At 56.2% G+C, this 21,725-nt stretch carries 14 protein-coding genes; 6 read left to right on the top strand and 8 right to left on the bottom strand.

Annotated elements, in window-relative coordinates; translation table 11 throughout:
- The first annotated feature begins 375 nt into the window (after positions 1–375).
- The 3 genes from argB to argH all read left to right on the top strand — a co-directional run bounded on the left by argB (position 376) and on the right by argH (position 3,701).
- A complete protein-coding gene (argB, locus tag MTX78_RS06505) occupies positions 376–1,158 on the top strand; it encodes an acetylglutamate kinase (protein WP_243800993.1) in 783 nt (260 codons plus the stop codon).
- Entirely contained in the window at positions 1,146–2,231 is a 1,086-nt protein-coding gene (locus MTX78_RS06500; RefSeq protein WP_243800992.1) for a M20 family metallo-hydrolase, read from the top strand. The genes argB and MTX78_RS06500 overlap by 13 nt, the downstream gene beginning before the upstream one ends.
- 162 nt (positions 2,232–2,393) lie before the next feature.
- Positions 2,394–3,701: an argininosuccinate lyase gene (argH, locus tag MTX78_RS06495; RefSeq protein WP_243800989.1), complete on the top strand. Its 1,308-nt coding sequence runs from the start codon at positions 2,394–2,396 to the stop codon at positions 3,699–3,701.
- Between the two features lie 527 nt (positions 3,702–4,228).
- Here argH and MTX78_RS06490 read toward each other — a convergent pair.
- The gene (locus MTX78_RS06490; RefSeq protein WP_243800987.1) at positions 4,229–4,423 is read right to left on the bottom strand and encodes a hypothetical protein; all 195 of its coding nucleotides are present in this window, start codon (positions 4,421–4,423) and stop codon (positions 4,229–4,231) included.
- A 311-nt stretch (positions 4,424–4,734) separates the two neighbouring features.
- On the opposite strand from MTX78_RS06490, the gene MTX78_RS06485 reads away from it, so the two are divergent.
- Positions 4,735–5,667 (top strand): energy transducer TonB, encoded by a 933-nt coding sequence (locus MTX78_RS06485; RefSeq protein WP_243800986.1) that lies wholly within the window; start codon positions 4,735–4,737, stop codon positions 5,665–5,667.
- An 85-nt stretch (positions 5,668–5,752) separates the two neighbouring features.
- Here MTX78_RS06485 and lpdA read toward each other — a convergent pair whose 3' ends face one another.
- Complete coding sequence (gene lpdA, locus MTX78_RS06480) at positions 5,753–7,147, bottom strand: dihydrolipoyl dehydrogenase (protein WP_243800981.1); 1,395 nt, start codon at positions 7,145–7,147, stop codon at positions 5,753–5,755.
- A gap of 386 nt (positions 7,148–7,533) precedes the next feature.
- On the opposite strand from lpdA, the gene MTX78_RS06475 reads away from it, so the two are divergent.
- Positions 7,534–8,241 (top strand): tetratricopeptide repeat protein, encoded by a 708-nt coding sequence (locus MTX78_RS06475; protein ID WP_243800979.1) that lies wholly within the window; start codon positions 7,534–7,536, stop codon positions 8,239–8,241.
- Positions 8,242–8,243: 2 nt separating this feature from the next.
- Here MTX78_RS06475 and MTX78_RS06470 read toward each other — a convergent pair whose 3' ends face one another.
- Positions 8,244–9,485: a geranylgeranyl reductase family protein gene (locus tag MTX78_RS06470; protein WP_243800977.1), complete on the bottom strand. Its 1,242-nt coding sequence runs from the start codon at positions 9,483–9,485 to the stop codon at positions 8,244–8,246.
- Positions 9,486–9,734: 249 nt separating this feature from the next.
- Between MTX78_RS06470 and fabG the strand changes: the two genes are divergently transcribed.
- Positions 9,735–10,484, top strand: a complete 750-nt coding sequence (fabG, locus tag MTX78_RS06465) for a 3-oxoacyl-[acyl-carrier-protein] reductase (protein WP_243800975.1) — start codon at positions 9,735–9,737, stop codon at positions 10,482–10,484.
- A gap of 88 nt (positions 10,485–10,572) precedes the next feature.
- Here the strand turns inward: fabG and bglX are convergent, their stop codons facing one another.
- From bglX to MTX78_RS06440, 5 genes are all read right to left on the bottom strand, one after another.
- Positions 10,573–12,897 carry a beta-glucosidase BglX gene (bglX, locus tag MTX78_RS06460; RefSeq protein ID WP_243800972.1) on the bottom strand — a complete coding sequence of 775 codons (2,325 nt, stop codon included), beginning with the start codon at positions 12,895–12,897 and terminating at the stop codon, positions 10,573–10,575.
- A 443-nt stretch (positions 12,898–13,340) separates the two neighbouring features.
- On the bottom strand, positions 13,341–15,098 hold the full coding sequence (locus tag MTX78_RS06455) for a family 43 glycosylhydrolase (protein WP_243800970.1): 1,758 nt from the start codon (positions 15,096–15,098) through the stop codon (positions 13,341–13,343).
- Between the two features lie 164 nt (positions 15,099–15,262).
- The gene (locus tag MTX78_RS06450; RefSeq protein WP_243800968.1) at positions 15,263–16,621 is read right to left on the bottom strand and encodes a glucoamylase family protein; all 1,359 of its coding nucleotides are present in this window, start codon (positions 16,619–16,621) and stop codon (positions 15,263–15,265) included.
- Between the two features lie 174 nt (positions 16,622–16,795).
- Entirely contained in the window at positions 16,796–18,355 is a 1,560-nt protein-coding gene (locus MTX78_RS06445) for a RagB/SusD family nutrient uptake outer membrane protein (protein ID WP_243800966.1), read from the bottom strand.
- A gap of 9 nt (positions 18,356–18,364) precedes the next feature.
- Entirely contained in the window at positions 18,365–21,676 is a 3,312-nt protein-coding gene (locus MTX78_RS06440) for a SusC/RagA family TonB-linked outer membrane protein (protein ID WP_243800964.1), read from the bottom strand.
- Positions 21,677–21,725: the final 49 nt, after the last annotated feature.

Below are 21,725 nucleotides of genomic sequence, written 5' to 3'. Positions count from 1 at the left end.
AAAAAGGTCTCTTCTGTGGGGTGTCGTTGACTTCCCCGTGCTGGTTTTTACTATTCAAAAACACAGCCAAAGTAGTGCAGCCAGCGTTTAAGCTGGCATTGTTCGCAGGGCCGACGTGGGCCGCAACAAGCATACAGGAGAAGAGAGACGAATCATGACGGGCACCGCCGAGCGGTGTGAGGTAGTTTCTGCGGCTTTAAAATGCTGTAGGCCGCTAAATCGTTGCAAAACTAGATGTTTTTTTTCGGAAACTTTGCCCTCCTATTTCAAAAAGCACTTGCTTGGTTTAGCGCCGGGCTTGCTTGAAACTACTCGTGAGCAGCTATTCCGGCATTTTACGGACCTAAGCGCGGCCTTTTTATCTTTTTGTTACGCATGAGCGAAGTCCTGAAAATCTTTAAAATCGGCGGGGGCATTATCGATGATGCCACGCAGCTGGGGCATTTTCTGGCCGAGCTGGCGCAGGTGCCCGGCCGCAAAATTCTGGTGCACGGCGGCGGGAAGGGTGCCAGCCAGATGCTAAACAGCCTCGGCATCGAGCCCCAAATGGTGGAAGGCCGCCGCATCACCGACGCCGCCACCCTCGACATCGTGACGATGTTCTACGCCGGCAAAACCAACAAGCAGGTAGTAGCACTCTTGCAAGCTCAAGGCACTAACGCACTGGGTTTGTCGGGCGCCGACGGCAACGTAATTCAAGCCACCAAACGGCCCGTGCGCACCATCGATTACGGTTTTGTAGGTGACCTGGACGAGCACAGCATCAACACGAAGCTGTTGGAAAAGTTGCTGGAAACCGGTCTTACACCGGTGCTATGTGCCATCACCCACGATGGCCACGGCCAATTACTCAACACCAACGCCGACACCATTGCCAGTTCATTGGCGAGGGCCTTGGCTGGTTCGTACACGGTGGAGCTACACTTCTGTTTCGAGAAAGACGGCGTGCTGGCCGACATCAACGACGAAGCCTCCGTCATTCCGCAGATTACCGCCGACCAGTACCAGCAGCTAAAAGCCGAGGGCGTCATTGCGGCCGGTATGGTGCCCAAGCTCGATAACGCTTTTGCCGCGCTGGAAGCCGGCGTGGAGCGCGTGGTGATTGAAAACGCACTCCGCATCAACGAACCCGTGAAAACCATCTTATGCCGGAGCTAATCGAGCGGCTTTCCGAAGAGGCCATTCAGCTATTGATTCAGCTGATTCAAACGCCGTCCTTCTCGCGGGAGGAAGACCAGACAGCGGACCTGATTTTTCGGTTTCTGGCGTTCCACGGCGCCCAGCCGCAGCGCGACAAAAACAACGTGTGGGCCGCCACCCGGCCGTTTGACGCTGGCAAGCCCACCATCTTGCTCAACTCCCACCACGACACCGTGAAGCCCGGCAGCACCTGGACCTACGACCCGTTTGAGGCGGTGCAGGAAGGCGACAAGCTCACCGGGCTCGGCAGCAACGACGCGGGGGCTTCGGCTGTGAGCCTGCTGGCTACCTTTCTGTACTTCTATCAACGCCCTAACCTGCCTTTCAACCTAATTTGTGCCATTACGGCCGAGGAGGAGGTCTCGGGCGTCAACGGTATTCGCGCCATGCTGCCGCTACTCCCCCCTATCGACTTGGGAATTGTGGGGGAACCGACCCAGATGGACTTAGCCATTGCCGAAAAAGGGCTGGTGGTGCTGGACTGCGTAACCCACGGCCGCACCGGCCACGCCGCCCGCGACGAAGGCGAAAATGCTTTATACAAAGCCCTGCCCGATATTCAGTGGTTTCAGCACTATCAGTTTCCGCAAGTATCGGAACTACTAGGCCCTGTAAAAACCACCGTCACGCAGATTCAGGCCGGCTCGCAGCACAACGTGGTACCCGACCGGTGCACGTTTGTAGTAGATGTGCGTACCAACGAGCTGTATTCTAACGAGGAAGTGGTGCAACTCGTGCGGCAGCACGTAGCCGCCGACGTGACGCCGCGTTCCACGCACCTCAACTCGTCGCGCATTGCCCTCACTCATCCAGTGGTACAGCGCGGACTAGCGCTGGGCCGCCACACGTTCGGCTCGGCCACCCTATCCGACCAAAGCATGATGCCCTTCGACACCGTCAAAATCGGCCCCGGCGACTCAGCTCGCTCCCATACGCCCGATGAATACATTCTGCTCAGCGAAATCCGAGAGGGAATCCGGGGGTATGTAGCTTTGCTGGACGAGCTACAGCTACAGAATACTAAAGTCTAGTTCCCCTCCTCAGATGAGGAGGGACTAGGAGTGGTTGACAATCATTGAACAGTCGACTACATCCATAAACTAGCCCTAGCTATTGTTCTGCATTCATCTCCCCCCCTAGCCCCTCCTTTCCAAGGACAGGAACTAAATTTTAGCTTTACTGAACAACCACGCATGAAGATCTGGGAGAAAGGCATTGCCGTCGATAAGAAAATAGAGCAGTTCACGGTGGGCCGTGACCGGGAGTTGGACGGATACTTAGCGCGCTTCGATGTGCAGGCCTCCCAAGCGCAAGCCACCATGTTAGCGTCGGTAGGCCTGATTTCCGAGGAAGAAAACCAGCAGCTCCAACAAGGCCTCAAGGAACTAGCTGCACAAATTGAAGCGGGTACCTTCACTATTGATGAAGGCTTCGAAGACGTGCACTCGAAAATCGAGTTCTATCTGACCGAGAAGTTCGGCGACGCGGGCAAGAAAATCCACACGGCCCGCTCCCGCAACGACCAGGTGCTGACTGCCATCCAACTGTTTTTGAAAGACTACACTGAGCAGGCCGCCGCGCAAATTATGGCCCTGGTGGAAGTGCTGCTGCAAAAAGCCGAAACCCATCAAGCCGACCTGATGCCTGGCTATACGCACTTCCAGGCGGCTATGCCCAGCAGCTTCGGGTTGTGGTTTTCGGCCTACGCTGAGCACCTACTCCTGGACCTAGCCCTCCTGGACGCAGCGCACACAGTAGCCGACCAAAACCCGCTGGGCTCGGGCGCCGGCTTCGGCAGCAGCTTCCCCATCGACCGGCAACTGACCACCCAACAGATGGGTTTCGGTAACCTTGCTGTTAGTTCAGTAGGTGCCCAGATGCTGCGCGGCAAAACCGAGAAAACCGTAGCGTTTGCGCTGGCAGGCGTGGCGGCTACCCTCTCGAAGCTAGCCTACGACCTGGTGCTTTATAACAGCCAGGACCTGGCGTTTGTGGAGTTGCCAGCGGCCTTCACCACGGGTTCCAGCATCATGCCGCACAAGAAAAACCCCGATGTATTCGAGCTGGTAAGGGCGCGCTGCAACGCTCTGCAAGGCCTGCCGACCACCATTATGCTGGCCACTAACAATCTGCCCAGTGGCTACCATCGCGACTTTCAGATTCTGAAGGAAATTCTGTTCGAGCCCATGATGCAGTTCCTCGACATTCTCGGCATCCTGCTGTTCGCCTTGCCCCAGCTGAAAATCAAGCCCGATTTGCTGAACCAAGCGAAGTATGACGGGATTTTCTCGGTAGAGAACATCAACCAGCTTATCCAAGCCGGCGTGCCGTTCCGGGAGGCATATGTGCAAGTAGGCCAAGCCGTGGACCAGGGCCGCTACGTCCCGCACCGCGAGTTTCAGACTACGCATTTAGGTAGCGTGCACAACTTAGGTCTAGCCGAAATAAACAACAAAGTGGTAATGGTCCGCAAGACAAGCAGGGTGCTACAGCGCCAGTAAATAGGGCTTGCAGCCATGAGGGCAAAGGCAAGATGACCAAGCCGCTAAAAATATTTTTGAACATAATTAAAATTATGATTCCCCTAAAAATTTGAATAGCAATCGATTGCGGCGAGGTTATTAAAAAGGTAAGTGCGTACTTACTAAAAAAAGTAAGCTAACACTTACTAGTTAAAATATTCTTTGTAATATTGCTCCCGCTACCAGCTAATGAATCCCCCCCATTATCTGATAGCCAATTCCCACGCTCCGTTTGAGCAGGCGCAAACCCCACCCCGCCTGTAGCATTTTCGAATACCGGACAGCTTGCTAGATGCGGTTGTTTCGCCACTATTCGAACCAAAGTAGCCGGCCGCTTCGATGCACTCGAGGCGGCCGGCTTCCGTTTGTAGAGTAGGCATGCGCCTGAAGCTATTCGTGTTACTAATACGCATCCACGCAAACGGGAACAAAGCTATCTTAGCCATCAATATCGGAAACGCCAGCAAGGCGAAAGCAGCCCTCCGAAAGCTAGCTTACTTGGTTTCTCAGCTATCCTTGTTGTCGAGGCGATTGGCAAACTTCCACACTACCAAAACGCCCGCTACAAACTGCACCACTAAGCCTAATAGTATCAGCACGTCGCTACCGGCGTAGCCTTGGCTCTTAAACAACGCAGCTAGCAGCACTATAACAATTCCTATTAGCAATAGGGTAATCAACAAACGATAGGAAAGCTTCATAGGGCTTGAAAGTGGAGAAACCAGACAACAGGGATACGAGAGAACAACTTCCTTGTTCAATCGAACAATAGGGGCCACTGTAGATCTGCGTGTTAGTTGGATTGGCGCTGGGAGGTGTCGAGACAATATACTGACTCTACTGTTGGCAGTGAAGTCTAGTTAATATTCAAGTCCTTGATCTACCATATATTTTACCTAATTATCAACTATGGAGCTATTTTATGCGACTTAAAAAAAAGCCTCAAAAATCGGCTGTGAAGCACAGAAACAATACATAGTATCAGACAGGGAGCCGTATCTTGCATGTTGCTATGCTTCGAATCTTCCTACTTCTACTTACTCTATTGTCTAGCTTAATTAGCCAAGCACAGCAGCTTAACCCACCCGATTCCAGCAGGAGCCGGGAATATGAGGAAATCCTACCCGTGTTTCCGGGTGGCCCTTCTGCGCTGCTGGACTTTCTCTCCGATAGTATGCAATACCCCAAGTCAGCACTGCACGACCAAGTGCAAGGCAAAGTGTTCATCTCCTTTGTTGTAAATGCAGAAGGTCATACCACTGATATTAAAATAAAAAAGGGGGTGCGAGCAGATCTCGACGAAGAAGCCTTGCGCGTTGCACAGCGTCTAAAGCAGGTTCGATGGCAGCCAGGCACTCAAAATCGTAAGCCCGTCAACGTCGAATACACGGTACCCCTTACCTTCAGGATCAACAATGGGCTGTATGCCTTCCAAACAGACTCGCTCGACCAAATCCGCATTCCGAAATTCCTGCTACCCAGTAGCGGCTGGACAGCCAGCCGGGGACCCTTACCTCCCGACAAAGGATTGATTTATGGCAACTGTGTGCAACGGCTGGGGTTCAGTAGTGGGGGCCTCCTGCAGGATGTGCAATTGGTAAACCTCGACACGCGGAAAGTGGTGCGGGTGGTAGTGAAGCCCACGATGAGCAGCCGCAAGGAAAACGAATTTTGTGTGGCATTGCCGCCTGGCCGCTACGCGTTGCATACCTATTCTTACAGCTATGGCATGGAACCTTTGCGCAAAGGGCAGGCAGGAGCCATAACGGACACCCGGTACGTGTTTGTGGTGCAAGCGGGGTTGGTGAACTATGTTGGCACCTGGGACTTCAGCGCGCCACAACGGCCTCGCTTTACAATTGATCAAGCAGCGCTTACCGACCGCATCAATCCTATTTACACCAAACTAGGTTTTGCAGAAGCAGTGCTAGCAGTTCCGCAGTAAGGCCCTTCATACAACACCAAAAGCCCCGGAACCACATGGTCCCGGGGCTTTTAGTTTCTAAGCTAACGGCTTGTGTGCTGCTAGCTTACAAGTGAATCACTTCGCCGTAAGCCGCCGCGGCAGCTTCCATAACGGCTTCGCTCATGGTGGGGTGTGGGTGTACCGACTTGATGATTTCGTGGCCCGTGGTTTCTAGTTTGCGGGCTACTACCACTTCGGCAATCATTTCCGTCACGTTGGCGCCAATCATGTGGGCCCCTAGCCACTCGCCGTACTTCTTATCGAAGATAACTTTCACGAAGCCGTCTTTCACGCCACCAGCGGATGCTTTGCCGGACGCCGAGAAGGGGAATTTGCCTACCAGAATATCGTAGCCTTGCTTTTTGGCTTCGGCTTCAGTGAGACCAACAGAGGCAATTTCGGGGCTGGCGTAGGTGCAGCCGGGGATGTTCTGGTAGTTGAGTGGCTCGGGGTGGTGACCCGCAATTTTCTCAACGCAAATGATGCCCTCAGCCGAGGCAACGTGAGCTAGTGCCGGGCCAGGAATAATGTCGCCAATGGCATAGATGCCAGGCACGCTAGTCTGGTAATAGTCGTCAACGATGACGCGGCCACGCTCTACTTTGATACCGAGCTCTTCGAGACCTATATTCTCTAGGTTGGTGGTCACGCCGACGGCGCTCAGGACCACGTCACAGGCAATTTGCTGGTTGCCTTTCTCGGTTTTGATGGTGACGTTACAGCCTTCGCCGGCGGTATCCACTTTGGTTACCTCGGCGTTGGTGAGGACGTTGATACCCATTTTCTTGAACGACTTTTCCATCTGGCGCGAGATTTCCTCGTCCTCCACGGGCACAATGCGGGGCAGATACTCCACCACCGTCACCTCCGAGCCCATGGCGCGGTAGAAGTACGCAAACTCGACGCCGATTGCCCCCGAACCTACCACTACGAGGCGTTTCGGTTGCTTCTCCAGACTCATGGCTTTGCGGTAGCCAATGATTTTCTTGTCGTCGACCGGCATGGTAGGCAACTCGCGCGAGCGGGCTCCGGTGGCCAGGATGATGGATTTGGCTTCCACCGTGTCCTTGGTGCCGTCGGCTTTGGTTAGCTCGACTTTGCCGGGTGCCAGCAATTTGCCGGTGCCCATGATGGCGTCGATTTTGTTCTTTTTAAATAGGAAGTTGATGCCCTTGCTCATGCCATCGGCCACGCCACGGCTGCGGCTGATAACGGCGTTGAAATCAAAGCTCACGCCTTCGGCTTTTAGGCCGTAGTCGCTGGCGTGGTTGAGGTATTCAAACACCTGAGCACTTTTGAGCAGAGCTTTGGTGGGAATGCAGCCCCAGTTGAGGCAGATGCCGCCGAGCGACTCCCGCTCGATGACGCCGACTTTCAGACCAAGTTGGGAGGCGCGGATGGCGGCTACGTAGCCGCCCGGCCCAGAGCCGACCACGACCAGGTCGTATTGCAATGCCATAGTGTTTTCAGGTTGAAGGTGGAAATGGAAAGCCCGCGCCAAGCCGTAGCTATGCCAACGGGGTGAGCAAAGATAGGCAGGCGGCGCGTCTACCCAACAACCAGAAGCAAGCCGCAGTTTTCAATTTGCCGCGCCTTCCTTTCCTTCAAGGAAGCGGCCCTGAGTGTGAAGGCATTAGAGTAGGTGCTTTGGAAATAGCCGCCTTTTTTTCTTCATCAAATGATTATGTGCGTTGACTAGGTTTGACGCATCTTTTTCCGGTAACTATAGTTTCACTGTCGGCACGCACGCTAACCACTTGGTTTCCTAAAAAATGGAGGTTGCTTGTTGGTGCCTACGTATTTTCTGTGCTTCTTCCCAACGTTCCCGCCCTGCTCTGTTTTTGTATGCGCCGCCTGCTTGTTTTGCTTCCTGTTGCTGGCAGCTTTTTTCTATTCACCCGTTGTGCCTGCATTGAGAAAGAAAAGGCCAAGGATTCGTCGCAGCGGGCAGTTCGCTTGGAGCGGGCCGAGCCCTTGCTGCTAGACTCTGCGGCCTTAAGTGCTACAGTCGCTTCAACAGCTAACGTGGCTGTTGGGCCAGCCCGGTCCAGCACCGATTATCGGGCCATGATAGAGGCCGCCAACGCCCTGCTGGCTAGTGCCCCCGGCGATGTGCAGGCGTTGTTGGTTCGGGCCAAAGCCAAAAGCCGACTCCGAGAATATGATGCGGCCATTTCCGACTGCAACACTGCCCTCCGCTTGGCTCCTTCTAGCGCCGAAGCCTACTATCAGCGCGGCCTTACCCGCCTGAAGCTGAAGCAATATCCGGCCGCTGTTACAGACTTAACGAAGGCTATTCAGTACAACCCTGCGCACAAGGAAGCCTACTTTGCGCGCGGAGCCACCCGCATCCAAACGCTCAACTTCAAAGCTGCTATCCCCGATTTCACCGAAGCCATTCGCCTCGACCCGGAATACGCGGATGCCTATGAGTACCGGGGCATCAGCTACGCCTCTATCAACAAACCCACCGAGGCTCGGGCTGACTTGGAAAAAGCTACCCAACTCAATCCGAAAGCCGAGCAAAGCCTACGGCGCTACGTAGAGAAATAGGTTTACTTCCCAACCAGCAGCTTCAAATAGAAGCTCGGTTTGCGCAGCCGCTCGCGCATGTCTAGGTCCAGAAACATCATTGAGAGAGTTTCGGCGATGGTGGGGTTGTTGGCGGCCCGGTTGGCAATGAAATTGAACAGCCACGGGTAATCCAGCAACCGTTGCATAACACGGCTCAGGCGCAGTTCCTGCCCCAACCGGTTGTAGACGGCTTTATCATAGCCAGCCAGAAACTGCGAGGTGTATTCTTGCGCGGCCAAGGCCCGGCTGGCCCAGTCGGCTGCGTGCCGGCCTGATACCATGGCGTGGCTGATACCTTCGCCGCTGAATGGGTCGATGAGGGAGGCGGCGTCGCCGAGTAGCAGGTAATTAGGACCCGAAAGTTTACGGCGCTTCGAGCCAAGTGGCAACCCAAAGCCCCGCACGGGACCTAGGCGCTCAGCGTTGGCAAACCGGTCTTTTAGGGCCGGATGAGTAGCCAGCATGTCGGTGAGCTTCTCGCGCAGGTTTACTTTTTTCTTGGACACGGCCTCGGTGAGCATGCCCACCCCCACGTTGGCCTCACCATTGGGCAAGGGGAACACCCAGAGGTAGCCGGGCAAAAAGTCTTTGATGAAGTATAGTTCGATGAAGTTGTCGGGATGCAGGTTGCGCACGCCCCGGTAGTAGGCCCGTAGGCCGGCGCAATGGTGCGCTGGCTCCAGGGCATGCCCGCCAATTTGCCGCGCGAATGATGATTGCGCGCCGTTGGCTACCAGCAGTAGCCGCGTTAAAGCCACGGGCACGCCACTTGCGTCTTTTAGTAGCCACCGGCCGTCGGTCTGCTGCTCGTGCTGGCTGATGTCAGCCCCTTCGCGGAACTCGATTTCGGGGCGGCGGCGCACTTCCTCGATCAAGAAGTTGTCGAAGTCGATGCGCTTGCTAATGTGACCAGCGGCGTGGTCGGTGGCGGCGTTGTAGTTGGGTTTGAACGGCACCGCTAGTTTGCGCCCGTTGGGCGCATAGAAATCAATACCCCACGAGGGAAGCTGCACCGGTGTCGCCTCTAGGCGGGCAGGCAATAAAGCATCAATTCGACGCAACTCACTTAGCACTTTCCCGCTCAGCGCGTCGCCGCATACTTTGTCGCGGGGAAAAGTAGCACGGTCGAGGAGCAGGCAGGGCTGACCGGCGTTAGCAAGGTGCAAAGCCGCCGTAGCACCACCCGGTCCGGCACCCAGAATACAGATTTCGGTTTCGAGCATTAGGGCGAAGGTAGCGCCTCTTATGGCTGCTTGTTTACAACTCTATGCTTGTTTATGCTCATAAAGAAGTGCCGTACGTGCCTTCTGCTTGGGTGCAGCTTGAAGCAACACTGTCAGGAAACAGCAGCGTAGATTTGGCTACTGAATTTGTGTAGGTTGACGGCTGGCGGCAGTAAACAGGTAGAACATCCGCCATTTGACAGCTGCTTAACACCAAAAACTACCCACCAGAAACCTATCTTCGCCCCCATGACAAAATTGCTCGACGGAAAAGTGGCCCTGATTACGGGCGCATCCAAAGGAATCGGCCGCGCTATTGCGGTACATTTTGCCCAGCTTGGGGCGCAAGTGGCTTTCACCTACCTCTCTAGCGTAGAGAAAGGTCAACAGCTTGAACAAGAACTAGCTGCCCATGGCACCAAAGTAAAAGGATACCGCTCCGACGCCTCGGTGTATGCAGAAGCTGAAAAGCTGGTGGAGGACGTGCTGGCGGATTTCAGCAAGCTGGATATTCTGGTCAACAACGCCGGCATCACGCAGGACGGCCTGCTGATGCGCATGAGTGAGCAGCAGTGGGACCAAGTAATTGCGGTAAACCTGAAGTCGGTGTTCAACCTTACCAAAGCAGCTACCAAACCCATGATGCGCGCCAAAGCGGGCAGTATTATCAATATGACGTCGGTGGTGGGCATCAAAGGCAATGCTGGCCAGGCCAACTATGCCGCTTCCAAATCGGGCATCATTGGCTTCACTAAGTCGGTGGCGCTGGAGCTGGGCTCGCGCAATATTCGTTGCAACGCCATTGCGCCCGGCTTCATTGAAACCGAAATGACCGACGCCCTCGACCAGAAGCAAGTAGACGAGTGGCGCAAAGCCATTCCGCTGCGGCGAGGCGGCGCCCCCGAAGATGTGGCCAAAGCCACCGCCTTCCTCGCCTCCGACGATTCCAGCTACATCACCGGCCAAGTATTGCAGGTTGATGGTGGTATGCTGACCTAGGCAACTCCGTTGGTTGTATAAGCCGGATAACAACAGAAAGACCGTCATGCTTCCACAGCATGACGGTCTTTCTGCTGATGCCAACTATCTATTCCGTCAGCTTGAAGGCAGCGGTTTGCACGTCGCGGGAGTTGCCGCCGACGAATACTTGGAAGTCGCCGGGCTCGGACACGAACTTGAGGTCGGTGTTGTAGAACTTCAGGTCGTCGGGGGTCAGCTTGAAGGTGAGGGTGCGGCTCTCCCCTTTTTTCAGCATCACTTTCTGGAAGCCTTTCAACTCTTTCACGGGGCGCGAAATAGAACCGACCATGTCGCGGATGTAGAGCTGTGCTACTTCTTCGCCGTCGTAGTTGCCGGTGTTTTGCACGGTTACCTTCACGTCGAGGGTGGCATTGGGGCTTAGGGTGGTGGTGCTGAGTTCGGGCTTGCCGTAGGTGAAGGTGGTGTAGCTTAGGCCGTACCCAAACGGGTAGAGCGGGTCGTTGCTAAAGTCCATGTAGCGCGACTTGTACTTGTCGAGGGCCACGCCAGCATAAGGGCGGCCGGTGTTTTTGTGGTTATAGTAGAGGGGCACTTGGCCCACCGTTTGGGGGAAGGTAGCCGTGATTTTGCCGGAGGGGTTGTAGTTCCCGAACAGTACGTCGGCAATGGCGTTGCCGGCTTGGGAACCTGCAAACCAGGTTTCCAGGATGGCACCGGCGTTTTTGTCTTCCCAACTCAGCGTGAGTGGCCGGCCGTTCATCAGTACCAGCACCAGCGGCTTACCGGTTTTCTTGAGAGCTTTGAGTAACTCTAGTTGCTGGCCTGGCAGGCCAATATCGGCGCGGCTGGCAGCTTCGCCCGTCATGCCCTGCGACTCGCCTACTACAGCCACCACCACGTCGGCGCCTTGGGCGACTTGCACGGCTTCTTGAATCATGGCTTCGGGGGAGCGTTTGTCGATGTTTAGCTCGCCGCCGTGGGCATTGAGGCGGGCTATCATTTGCTCGTCGTCGGTGACGTTGGCGCCTTGGGCGTATACCACTTTCACGGCGTTGCCGGCCACGTTTTTCAGGCCCTGCTCCACCGAAACGGCTTGTTTCCAGTCGCCGGCGCCGCTCCAGTTGCCAATCATGTCGCGCTGGCGGTTGGCTAGCGGCCCGATCAGGGCAATAGTGCCCGACTTTTTGAGAGGTAGGGTGTTCTTATCGTTTTTGAGCAGTACCAAGCTCTTGCGGCTGATGTCGCGGGCATCGGCAATGAACTGCTTGTTCATCATGGTGGCCTTCGCACGCTTGTCGGTCACGGCGCGGTAGGGGTCTTTGAACAGGCCGAGGATGTACTTGGCTTCCAGCACGCGGCGGCAGGCCAGGTCAATCTGCTCTTGCTTCACCGTACCGTCTTTCAGGTTTTGAACGAGATTCTTCAGGAAGATTTCGCCCACCATGTCTTGGTCGATGCCCGCATTAAGGGCCAGGGCCGACACTTGCGCATCGTTGCCCATGCCGTGGGCCGTCATTTCGTTGATGGCGGTATAGTCGGTGGCCACGAAGCCTTTGAAGCCCCACTGCCCACGCAGCAGGTCGGTCATCAGCCACTTGTTGGCCGTGGCGGGGATGCCGTTGATGTCGTTGAACGAGCTCATGACCGAGCCCACGCCAGCGTCGATGGCGGCTTTGTAGGGCGGCAGGTACTCGTTGTACATGCGCACGAGGCTCATGTCGGTGGTGTTGTAGTCGCGGCCGGCTTCGGCGGCGCCGTAGAGGGCGAAGTGCTTGAGGCAGGCCATGACGCTGGTGGGCTTGCTCATGTCGGTGCCTTGGTAGCCGCGCACCATCACGCGGGCAATTTGGGCACCGAGGTACGGGTCTTCGCCCCCACCTTCCGCAATGCGGCCCCACCGTGGGTCGCGGGCAATGTCCACCATCGGCGAATACACCCAGTTGATGCCATCGGCCGCGGCTTCTTCGGCGGCAATGCGGGCGCTGCGCTCAATGGCCGTCAAATCCCAAGAAGAAGCTACGCCTAACGGAATCGGGAAGATGGTGCGGTGGCCGTGAATAACGTCGTAGCCGAAAATCAGCGGAATGTGCAGGCGCGATTCTTTTACGGCTAGCTCTTGCAGTTTGCGCGCCGCCACCGGCGTGTAGGTGTTGAGCACGGCGCCTACGTTGCCTTTCCGAATGTTGGCGTCCACATCCTTGCTCACCACCGGCCCCGTCACATCGAAGCCTACCGATACGAGGTTCAGCTGCCCGATTTTCTCTTCCAAAGTCATTTTCTGCATCAAGTCCGCAATGAACTTGTTCATCTTGGGGTCGTCGGCAGTAGCGGTGGTGGCAGTGGCAGTTGAGGTGGATTTTTGGGCTTGTAGCGGCGGAGTCAGCGCGAGGCCCAGCGAAAGCAACAAGGCAGTTCGGAAAGTACTTTTCATGTGGGAATGAAAGGGTGTGAGTAGGATGATAAAGTGAGTGAATGCGAAAGTAGATAGTTGTGCTCTATCTAGCGTCCGCTTATCGAAGTATCTCGCGTTGCTGTCAGACTGGTCCTGGTATGTTAAGTACAGTGTCCCGAAATCGAAGCATCTCGCTCGCAGCGTTATAAGTCGTTATAAGTGGTATTGTCATGCTGAGCGGAGTCGAATCAGCTCGCTCGAACCGTTGGGTTAGGTTAGTACCACAACCTCAGCACGCGAGATGCTTCGGCTGCGCTCAGCATGACGTTCTAGTTGTCTTGGCAATAGCAGCACGCCAGATGCTTTGACTACGCCTCCGGCTCTGCTCAGCATGATGGTCTGGTTGTATTGGCAACTCAGCATGCGAAATCAAGTAGGGTGGTCACTATGGCTAGGGCCTGCTGTGCGGCACGTCTACTCTCCTATTTCGCTGTCACGACGGGAATGCGGGAGGAAACGCCATTTTCGTTGATGGCTTCTATGGTGAAATAGTAGGGCTGGTCTTTGTCCATGCCTTTGAAATAGTAGTCGTTTTGGTCGTGTACCATGATGCAATTGTAGAGCTTATCGGGGCTGATGCCAACGTGGATATTGTAGGCATAGGCGTTGTCGGTGGGCGTCCATTTGAGCCAGGCGCTCCGCTTGTCTTTCTCGGTTCGGAGCACCACGAATCCTTTTACCGGCTCTGGCGTGGCGCCACTCCCCTTCCCAAAAACCCGTAGGCCACTGATGGCGAATTTGCCAGTGGGCATATGCACGTTTTCGAGTTTGAGGTAGCGGGTACGAACCGGCTCGGGTAGCTCGATGTAATCGTGGGGTACGTCGGTTTTGTTGGTGCTTTTATCAATTAGCACTTTCCACTTTTTGCCGTCCAGAGAGTGCCAGAGCCTATACTGATGATAGATATTCTGCTGCTTACCGAGAAACTGCGCATCTTGGTCGGCATAGTTTATTTGGATGGCGTGCACGGTGTTGAGGTTGCCCAAATCAGTTTGCAGATACTCCCCTTTGTTGCCCGTAGCCGCGCTCCAATAGGTCCGGATACTCTCATCGACAGCATAATTGGGTAAGTAGCCGCCCAACGTGGAAGAGACTTGTACCGGCTTCTGGTAGTTGAGCAGCATCCAGCCCGCGAAACGGCTTTTCAGGTGGTCTTCGGGGCCGGTAGGCAGGTAGTGCGGATAGTCGCCGAAGGTGGTGTTGGTGTAGAGTACCCCTTCTTTGTCGAAACCGGCGGGCCACAGGCCAAGCCGCCGCTCGAAGTTGTTTTTCACCGATACCACCATGGTAGACAGGTGCCACCAGTTGCCGTAAGTGTCTTGGAAGGTGTTGCCGTGGCCGGCCCCGCGGGCGAAGCCGCCGGGCTTGTAAGCAAACGGGTTATGGGGCTGCGGCTTGAAGGGTCCCAACGGCTTGTCGCTCACTTGCACGCCATCGGCATAGCCACTGAATTCGGTGCCGGGTGCGCCGTATTGCAAGTAATACTGATCCTTGTACTTGGTCATCCAGGCGCCTTCCATAAACGGATCAAGAAAGGTATTGTCGAGGTATTCGCCGAAACGCTGCCACCCGAACTGCTTGTCGTTCAAACCGAACATTTCTTTCCGCTCGCCAATTGGTTGGAAAGTTTTGCGGCTGATTTGCTGTCCGTAGAGCGGATACACGTTGCTACTCCCCCAATACAAGTACAACTTGCCGTCGGTATCCAGGAAAAAGTCAGGGTCCCAGGCGCCAATCTGGAACGGGTCGACGGCTGGTTTCCACTCGTTGGCTTTGGGATTGGTGCTCATCCAGATAGGAAAGTTCTTTTCTTGGGTAGAGCCGTACACCAGCAGCGTATCGCCGAGCACGAACACGGCAGGCGCGCACAAGTCATCGTAGACTTTGTGCTCAGGCCGCAGAAAGGAGCGCGAAATAAATTTCCAATTGTAGAGGTCCGGGCTGTGCCAGTAGCCCCATTGGTTGGTTGAAAACAAGTAGTACTCGCCCTTGTAGAGCGTAATAACCGGGTCGGCAGTGGCGCGGTGTTTACCTGCTTCAGCGAAGTTCGGAATGGGCGTATAGCCGTAGTCTAGGTTCAGCGGGTTGCAATACGTACGCTGACCAGGACTGGAAGTGGGTTGAGCCTGAACAGTTAAGCTCAGCGTCGCCGCGAAGAACAGAAGCAGTATTCTGAGCATAAATTGAACGGCTGATTGAAGGAAAAACGCGTGCGCGGAGCCGAAACACCTGGCATGCTGACGCGGGAGTAACGATTATCACCCCGGCGCGACGCTTCGACAAGCGGATGCCGGATAGGACGGTCTTTCGCTATTTATTATTTCAAAAGCTTCCTTGAGAAGAGCTATTTCTTGATCTGCGGGCTTTCGAAACCGAGCTTGGTGAGGCCGCGCTGCACGTCGGGGCTGCTCATGAACAGCTTCCAGAGCAGGCCGGTCCGGTGGTTTTCTATCATGCCCACAATGGGTCCCTGGTCGATGGCGAGGTGCGACTTGGCGTACCAGTTGTGGTGCTCACTGAAGCCATCGACGAAGCCGTACTCACTCCAAATATTGTCGCCGAGGTCGTTGTAGAAGTGCTTAAGGGCGGCCATCGACTCGGCGGGCGCGTAGGGCATGGCCGAAAGGGCAGCAGTGGGCGAAATCACGCCGAGGTCCTCGGAAGGCGAATGTGCGGCGTACCCTTTGTAGCTGTCGGAGGCGGTAAGGCCCCAGCTGTTGGGGCCGTAGCCTTTGTACTTCTTGGGGTTGTCGACGCAGTAGGCGTAATTGATGCGGGTATGCGCCTGGTTTTGCTGCATGTAGTCGGCGTACTGGTCTTTTAGGCCGCGGGGGTCGAGGCCGAGGAAGGTGTAGTGCGAGAAGAACAGCGGGCCGCCGTAGTCGAAGCCCAAGGGCAGCTTGGTTTTGTAGAACTCCTTGCCGTTGCGGAAGTAGTCGCCAGTAGCCCAGCCTTGGTCATACACCTTTTTGTCGATGGCGTATTTGGGCGAGGACGCGGCCAGCACGTAGGTAATCAGGCACTCGTTCCAACCATGAATCTGGTGGTTCATGCTCCAGCCGTTGTTGGGGCTCCAGTGCCAGTAGAGCACGTTTTGGCCGCCTTGCGTGTGCCAGTTCCACTCCACCCCTTCCCACATCCACAGAATGTGGTTGCGCAATTCTTGCTCGGTTTTGGTTTCCTGCGTGAAGTATTGTCGGGCACAAATCAGGCCTTCAAACAGAAACGAGGTTTCTACTAAGTCTCCCCCATCATCCTTCTGGCTGAACCGGATAACCTTGCCAGTTTCCCCGTTCAGCCAGTGCGAAAACACCCCATGAAACGAATCTGCCTTTTCTAGAAACTTCACGATTTTCAGGATGCGCGTAGCGGCCTGCTCCCGCGTAATCCACTTGCGGTCCGCGGCCACGATGATGGCCATAATGCCGAAGCCCGTGCCACCCGTCGTTACTACCTCGTTGCCATACTCGTAGGCCACGTTGCTCCGCTCGCGCGCCATGCCCGATACGGGGTGCCCAAAGTCCCAGAAGTAGCGAAACGTCTGGCGCTGCACTTGGTCGAGGAGTTGCTCGTCGGTTAGGTTGCGGGGCCGCTGCCGCGGGTCGAACTTGGTGGTAGCTGCTTTTTTTGGCGCTGGCTTTTGCTGCGCGCAAAGCAAGCCTGGCAGTAACAGGCACAGCAGTACAAGGAGTTTGGTAGTCATAGCATCCGGTTGACCTCACCCCCTAGCCCCCTCTCCTCGGGAGAGGGGGAACTAACTGCTAGTTTAGCCAGCTCTAGTTTCAGGGGAATGTTGGCAGTTAAATTTTTAGAGCTAAAAAGCTAGTTCCCCTCTCCTTAGGGAGAGGGGGCTTGGGGGTGAGGTGCCCCTCGCCGCTTAGTACCCGGGGTTCTGAGTAAGCTGTCCGCCGCTGAGGTCAATTTGGGCTTGCGGGATGGGGTAGATTTCGTTTTTGCCTTTCGTGAAGGTTTTGCCTTGGGCCGCGAAAATTGGAACGATGCGGCCGGGCTGCACACTTTCCTGGCGTACCAGGTCAAAGAACCGGTCTTGTTCCAGAGCTAACTCCACCCGCCGCTCCCGCCAGATTTGCGCGAGCGTGGGCGAAGTGATGCTCGGTAGGCCGGCACGAGTGCGCACCAGGTTCAGGCTGGTAGCGGCGGCTCCGGTGTTACCGATTTGCAAAGCCGCTTCGGCGTTGATGAGCAGCACATCGGCGTAGCGCAGGATCCGGACGTTCTTGGGCAGGTAGTCGTTGTTGCCGCAGTTGGCTTCGCGGGTGCGGCTGTGGTAGGCTTTGTAGCTGTAGCGCAAGCCTTCCACTGAGTCCTTGCTCGGGATGCGGAATCCGTCCCAAAGCACCGTGCCCGTGGAACGCTGACCAGCCGGAGCAGTAGGATTGATGAAAATGATAGAGCCGGCCCGGCGCACGTCGTTGGGTTCGTAGGCATTAGCCAAATCTTGCGTGGGCGTGTTGAAGCCAAAGCCTAAATCGGCCCACCCGCCGCGGCCGCCGGAGCGCGGACCCTGGCACACGGTGTAAATGCTGACCGCCGAGTTGTTGCAGGCGGCGTTAACGCCCGTCTGTATCTCGAAGATAGATTCCGAGCTGTTGGCGCCCGGTGTGCGCCATACGTCGGCGTAGTTCGGGTACAGCGCGTAGGCTCCCGAACGGCCCTGGATAATCTCGTTGGTCAGGGCGTAGGCCTGCTGGTAGTTTTTCTGATACAAGTACACCTTGGCCAGCATGGCTTGCGCGGCGGCTTTGGTGGTCCGGCCCGTTTGAGCGGTTGATTTAGGCGCTAGATTATCCGCTGCAAATTGCAAGTCACTCACAATGAACTGATATATCTCCTCGGCAGTGGCTCGGCGCTGAAACTCCGGGTTGTTGATTTCCGAAGTAGCCGGCACCCGGTCGAGTAACGGCACACCCCCGTAAAGCCGCACCAAATTGAAGTAGAAGTACGCGCGCAAAAAGCGTACTTCTCCGAGCAACTGATTTTTGGTGGCCTCCGGGGCGGGACTCAGCGGAATCTTGTCGAGGGCCTGATTGGCGCGCGATATAGCCTGAAAGTGCCCGTTCCAAACGTTGTTGATAACGCTGTTGGTGGAAGTCAGCGTGAAGTTGTCGACGGCGGCGGCGTCGGCATAGTCGTTGGGAGTACTGCCTTTGTCGGTGTCGTCGGAGGCAATATCGGTCAGGATGATGAACTGAAAGCTGTGCACATCGGGGCCGAAACCGCCCAGGTACAGCACGTTGTACACGCCGTCCACCAGCTTTTGGGCGGCGGCGGGGTCGGTCCGAATGGCGTCTTCGCTGAGTTGGCCCTGCGGCGCCACGTCGAGGTAGTCGTTGCAACTGCTAAACAGCGCCAACGTGAGTGCTAAAGCCGCCGTGCCGGTACGGCGCGAGAAAGAAGTGGGAAGTTGGAAAGACATCGGCGTAGCTTATTTGAAGTTGACATTCAGCCCGAGCGTAATCACGCGGCTAATGGGATAGGAAGTGGCTTCGATACCCGAATCGAGCGGACCACCCGCCAGCTCCGGCGTGAAGCCGCTGTAGTTGGTGATGGTGAACAGGTTTTGGGCCGAGGCAAACACCCGCAACGAACTCAACCGGAACCGCTCCAGCGCCGTGCCCGGCACCGTGTAGCCCACTACCAAGTTGGTTAGCCGCATAAAGTCGCCGGACTCCAGGAAATACGTGGAGTTGGGCAGGCTGCTCGGAATGGACCGTGGGTTGGTATTGGAGGGGTTGGTGGCCGTCCACCGGTCGTTGGCGAAGTCGGCTTCCACGTTGTCGGTGCCGGTGGTGCGCAACTGCTTCTTGGCGTTATAGACCTTGTTGTTGAGGTTGCCCGACAACACAAACGAAAAGTCCACGTTGCGGTAGTTGAGCCCGCCATTGATGCCGTAGTACACCGGCGGCTGGTACGAACCAAAGTAGCGGCGGTCCAGCAAGTCAATTACCCCGTTGCCGTCGGTGTCGGCGTACTTCAAGTCGCCTACCTGTGGCGTACCGAAGGTAGAGCGAGGCGAATTAGCAATTTCGTCGGCCGTTTGATACACGCCAATGGCTTCGAGCAGATAGAAGCTACCGGCCGCCACGCCGTTGTCGGAGCGGGTCACAAGGTTGGTGCCGCCAAACAGGGCCTGCCCGCCGTTCAGGTTGGCAATGCGGTTTTTGTTGAAGGTGGCATTCGCCCCAAAGTTGTAACTCCAGTCGGCGCTGCCCCCAATGCTGGAACGCCAGTTCAAACCTGCCTCAATGCCCTTGTTGGTGATGTCGGCGGCGTTGGTGATGTACTGGTTGTCGGGGTCACCGAGAATGCCCGGGATGGTCACCGGAATAAGCGCGTCGGAAGTGGTCTTGTCGTAGTACGTCAACTCGCCGGTCAGACGGTTATCGAGCAAGCCAAATTCCACGGCCAAATCGTACTCCGTTGTGGTTTCCCACCGCACATCTCGGTCCTTGAGCTGCGTGATGGTCGCGCCAAGCACCGGCTGCCCATTGATGACGTAGGGAATGTTGGAATTGGCCGTCACGACGTACGAGTTGGCTGGAATCTGGTCGTTGCCGAGCTGGCCGAAACTGGCGCGCAGCTTCAGGAAGTTCAGCACGCTGTTGTCTTGCAGAAAAGCCTCATCAGAAACCACCCACCCTAATCCGACTGAAGGGAAAAAGCCATTGCGCCGGTCCTGGTTGAACTTAGACGTTGCGTCGCGGCGCAGGTTGGTCGTGAACAGGTACCGATCCTTGAACGCATAGTTGACGCGTCCCAAAAACGAGATGCGACGGTCCTTGGCTGGCAAAAACGGGTCGGGGTCGAGCGGATCGACGAAGCCGTTGACGGCCGTGTTCGGGTCGCCGGCGTTCAAGTACCACTGGTTGGGGTCGGCGGGCACATCCCGACGCGAAGCCGAGAAGGGCGTGAACTGGCCTTCTTCCACCACCTGCCCAACCAACACGGTCAGGTTGTGCTGGTCGTTGAAGGTCTTTTGGAACGTGGCCGTGTTTTCCCACAAGTAGCGGTACCGGTCCTCTTTCGTGATGGTGAGGTTGCTGCGCTGGTTGCGCTGGTTGCCGCCGGTGGTCAGGAAGGTGTTCTGATCGTTGAGGTACTGGTAGTCGTACACGCGGCGGTTCAGCGCGTTCAAGTCCACATTGATGGCCGAACGGAACGTCAACCACGTGACGGGTTTCACATCAATGCCCACGTTGCCTTGCAAGCGGTTTTCGATCAGCTTGTTGTTGTTCTGCTCGATATCGAGCACCGGGTTGCCTACGTTGCCGAACGCCGAGGTGTTGCCGTACAAGTTGCCCACTTTCGAGGGGATGATGGGCGCCGCCCGGTAGGCATTGCCGTAAGCCGTGGCGATGTTCACGTCGCGCGCATCAGCGTGGCTAAACGAGGCCTGCGAGCTAATTGTGACTTTATCTGACAAGTCGAATGCCGTGTTGGAACGGACGGTTAGGCGCTGAAACTTGTTGTTGATGACGATGCCATCGTCCTGCAGCAAGTTGCCCGAGAAGTAGTAGCGCACATTCTCACTGGCCCCGGATACGGCCAGATTGTGGTTCTGGTAGGTGCTGCGGCGCAGAATCTCGTCGTACCAATCGGTAGAGCCCGAGAAGTCGGGAATGGTCGTGGTCGGCGACGTGTCGCGCAGGTAGTTCACGTACTGGTTGGCGTCGGCCATGTCCACGAGGCGGGCGGCTTGCTTGAAGCCGCCGGTGGCGCTGTAGCTTAGTACTGGCTTGCCGAGCTTGCCTTTCTTGGTGGTGATGATGATAACACCATTGGCCCCGCGCACCCCGTAAATAGCGGCCGCCGAAGCATCTTTCAGCACGTCGATGGTTTCGATGTCGGCGTTGCTTAGGTTGCGGATGTCGGTGGTTTGCACTCCGTCCACTACATAGAGCGGATTGGCGCCGGCCAGCAAAGTACCCGTACCCCGGATGCGCACCGTGGGCTGCGAATTAGGCGCGCCGTTGGTGGTGATTTGCACGCCCGCTATTTTGCCCTGCAAGGCTTGCGTGGGCGTTTGCACCGGCTGATTCACAATTTCGTCGCCTTCCACGCGAGCAACGGCCCCGGTTACGTCGCGCCGGCTTTGCGTGCCGTAGCCCACTACCACCACTTCACTGAGCGCCTTGGTATCGGGGGCCATAGTCACATCGACGGTGGTGCGGCCACCCACGGCCACTTCCTGCGCGGTATAGCCCACAAACGAAAACACCAGGGTGGCATTGTCGGGGGCGGTGAGGGTAAAAGTGCCGTCGGGGCCGGTTTGGGTGCCGTTGGAAGTGCCTTTCACTACCACGTTCACGCCGGGCAAGCCCGAGCCGGTTTCGTCGAGCACCCGGCCGGTCACGTTGATGTCTGCGGTAGTCAACGGCTTGAGAATGATGTCGTCTTCTACGGCCTCGTACTTGATGTGCAGTGGGTCGAGCAGTTTGTGCAGCACCTCGGCCAGCGGCTCATCGGTGGCCGTTATCGACACGCGCCGGCTAGCGCCAATCAGCTGCTTGCTGTACTGAAACCGCACATCCGATTGGCTTTCAATCTTGTTCAGCACCGCGTACATAGGCTGGTTGCGGGTTTGCAGCGTAATGGGCTGCTCCAAGAAATCTTGGGCCTTGGAAGGGTGCGGCGAAGCCAAACTAACGGTGCTCAGCAGCGTGATGCCGAGCGTTTGGGCGAACACCACGCGCCGCAGGAAGCGGCCGGAAGGGGAATGGGGTAATAAGGGAATCATGCGAAAGTGGGAATTGAGTGGGGTCTCATGCCGAGACAAGAATTTTCGC

The sequence above is a fragment of the Hymenobacter tibetensis genome (assembly GCF_022827545.1).
GTDB lineage: Bacteria > Bacteroidota > Bacteroidia > Cytophagales > Hymenobacteraceae > Hymenobacter > Hymenobacter tibetensis.
This window is presented reverse-complemented; position numbering and strand designations above follow the sequence as displayed.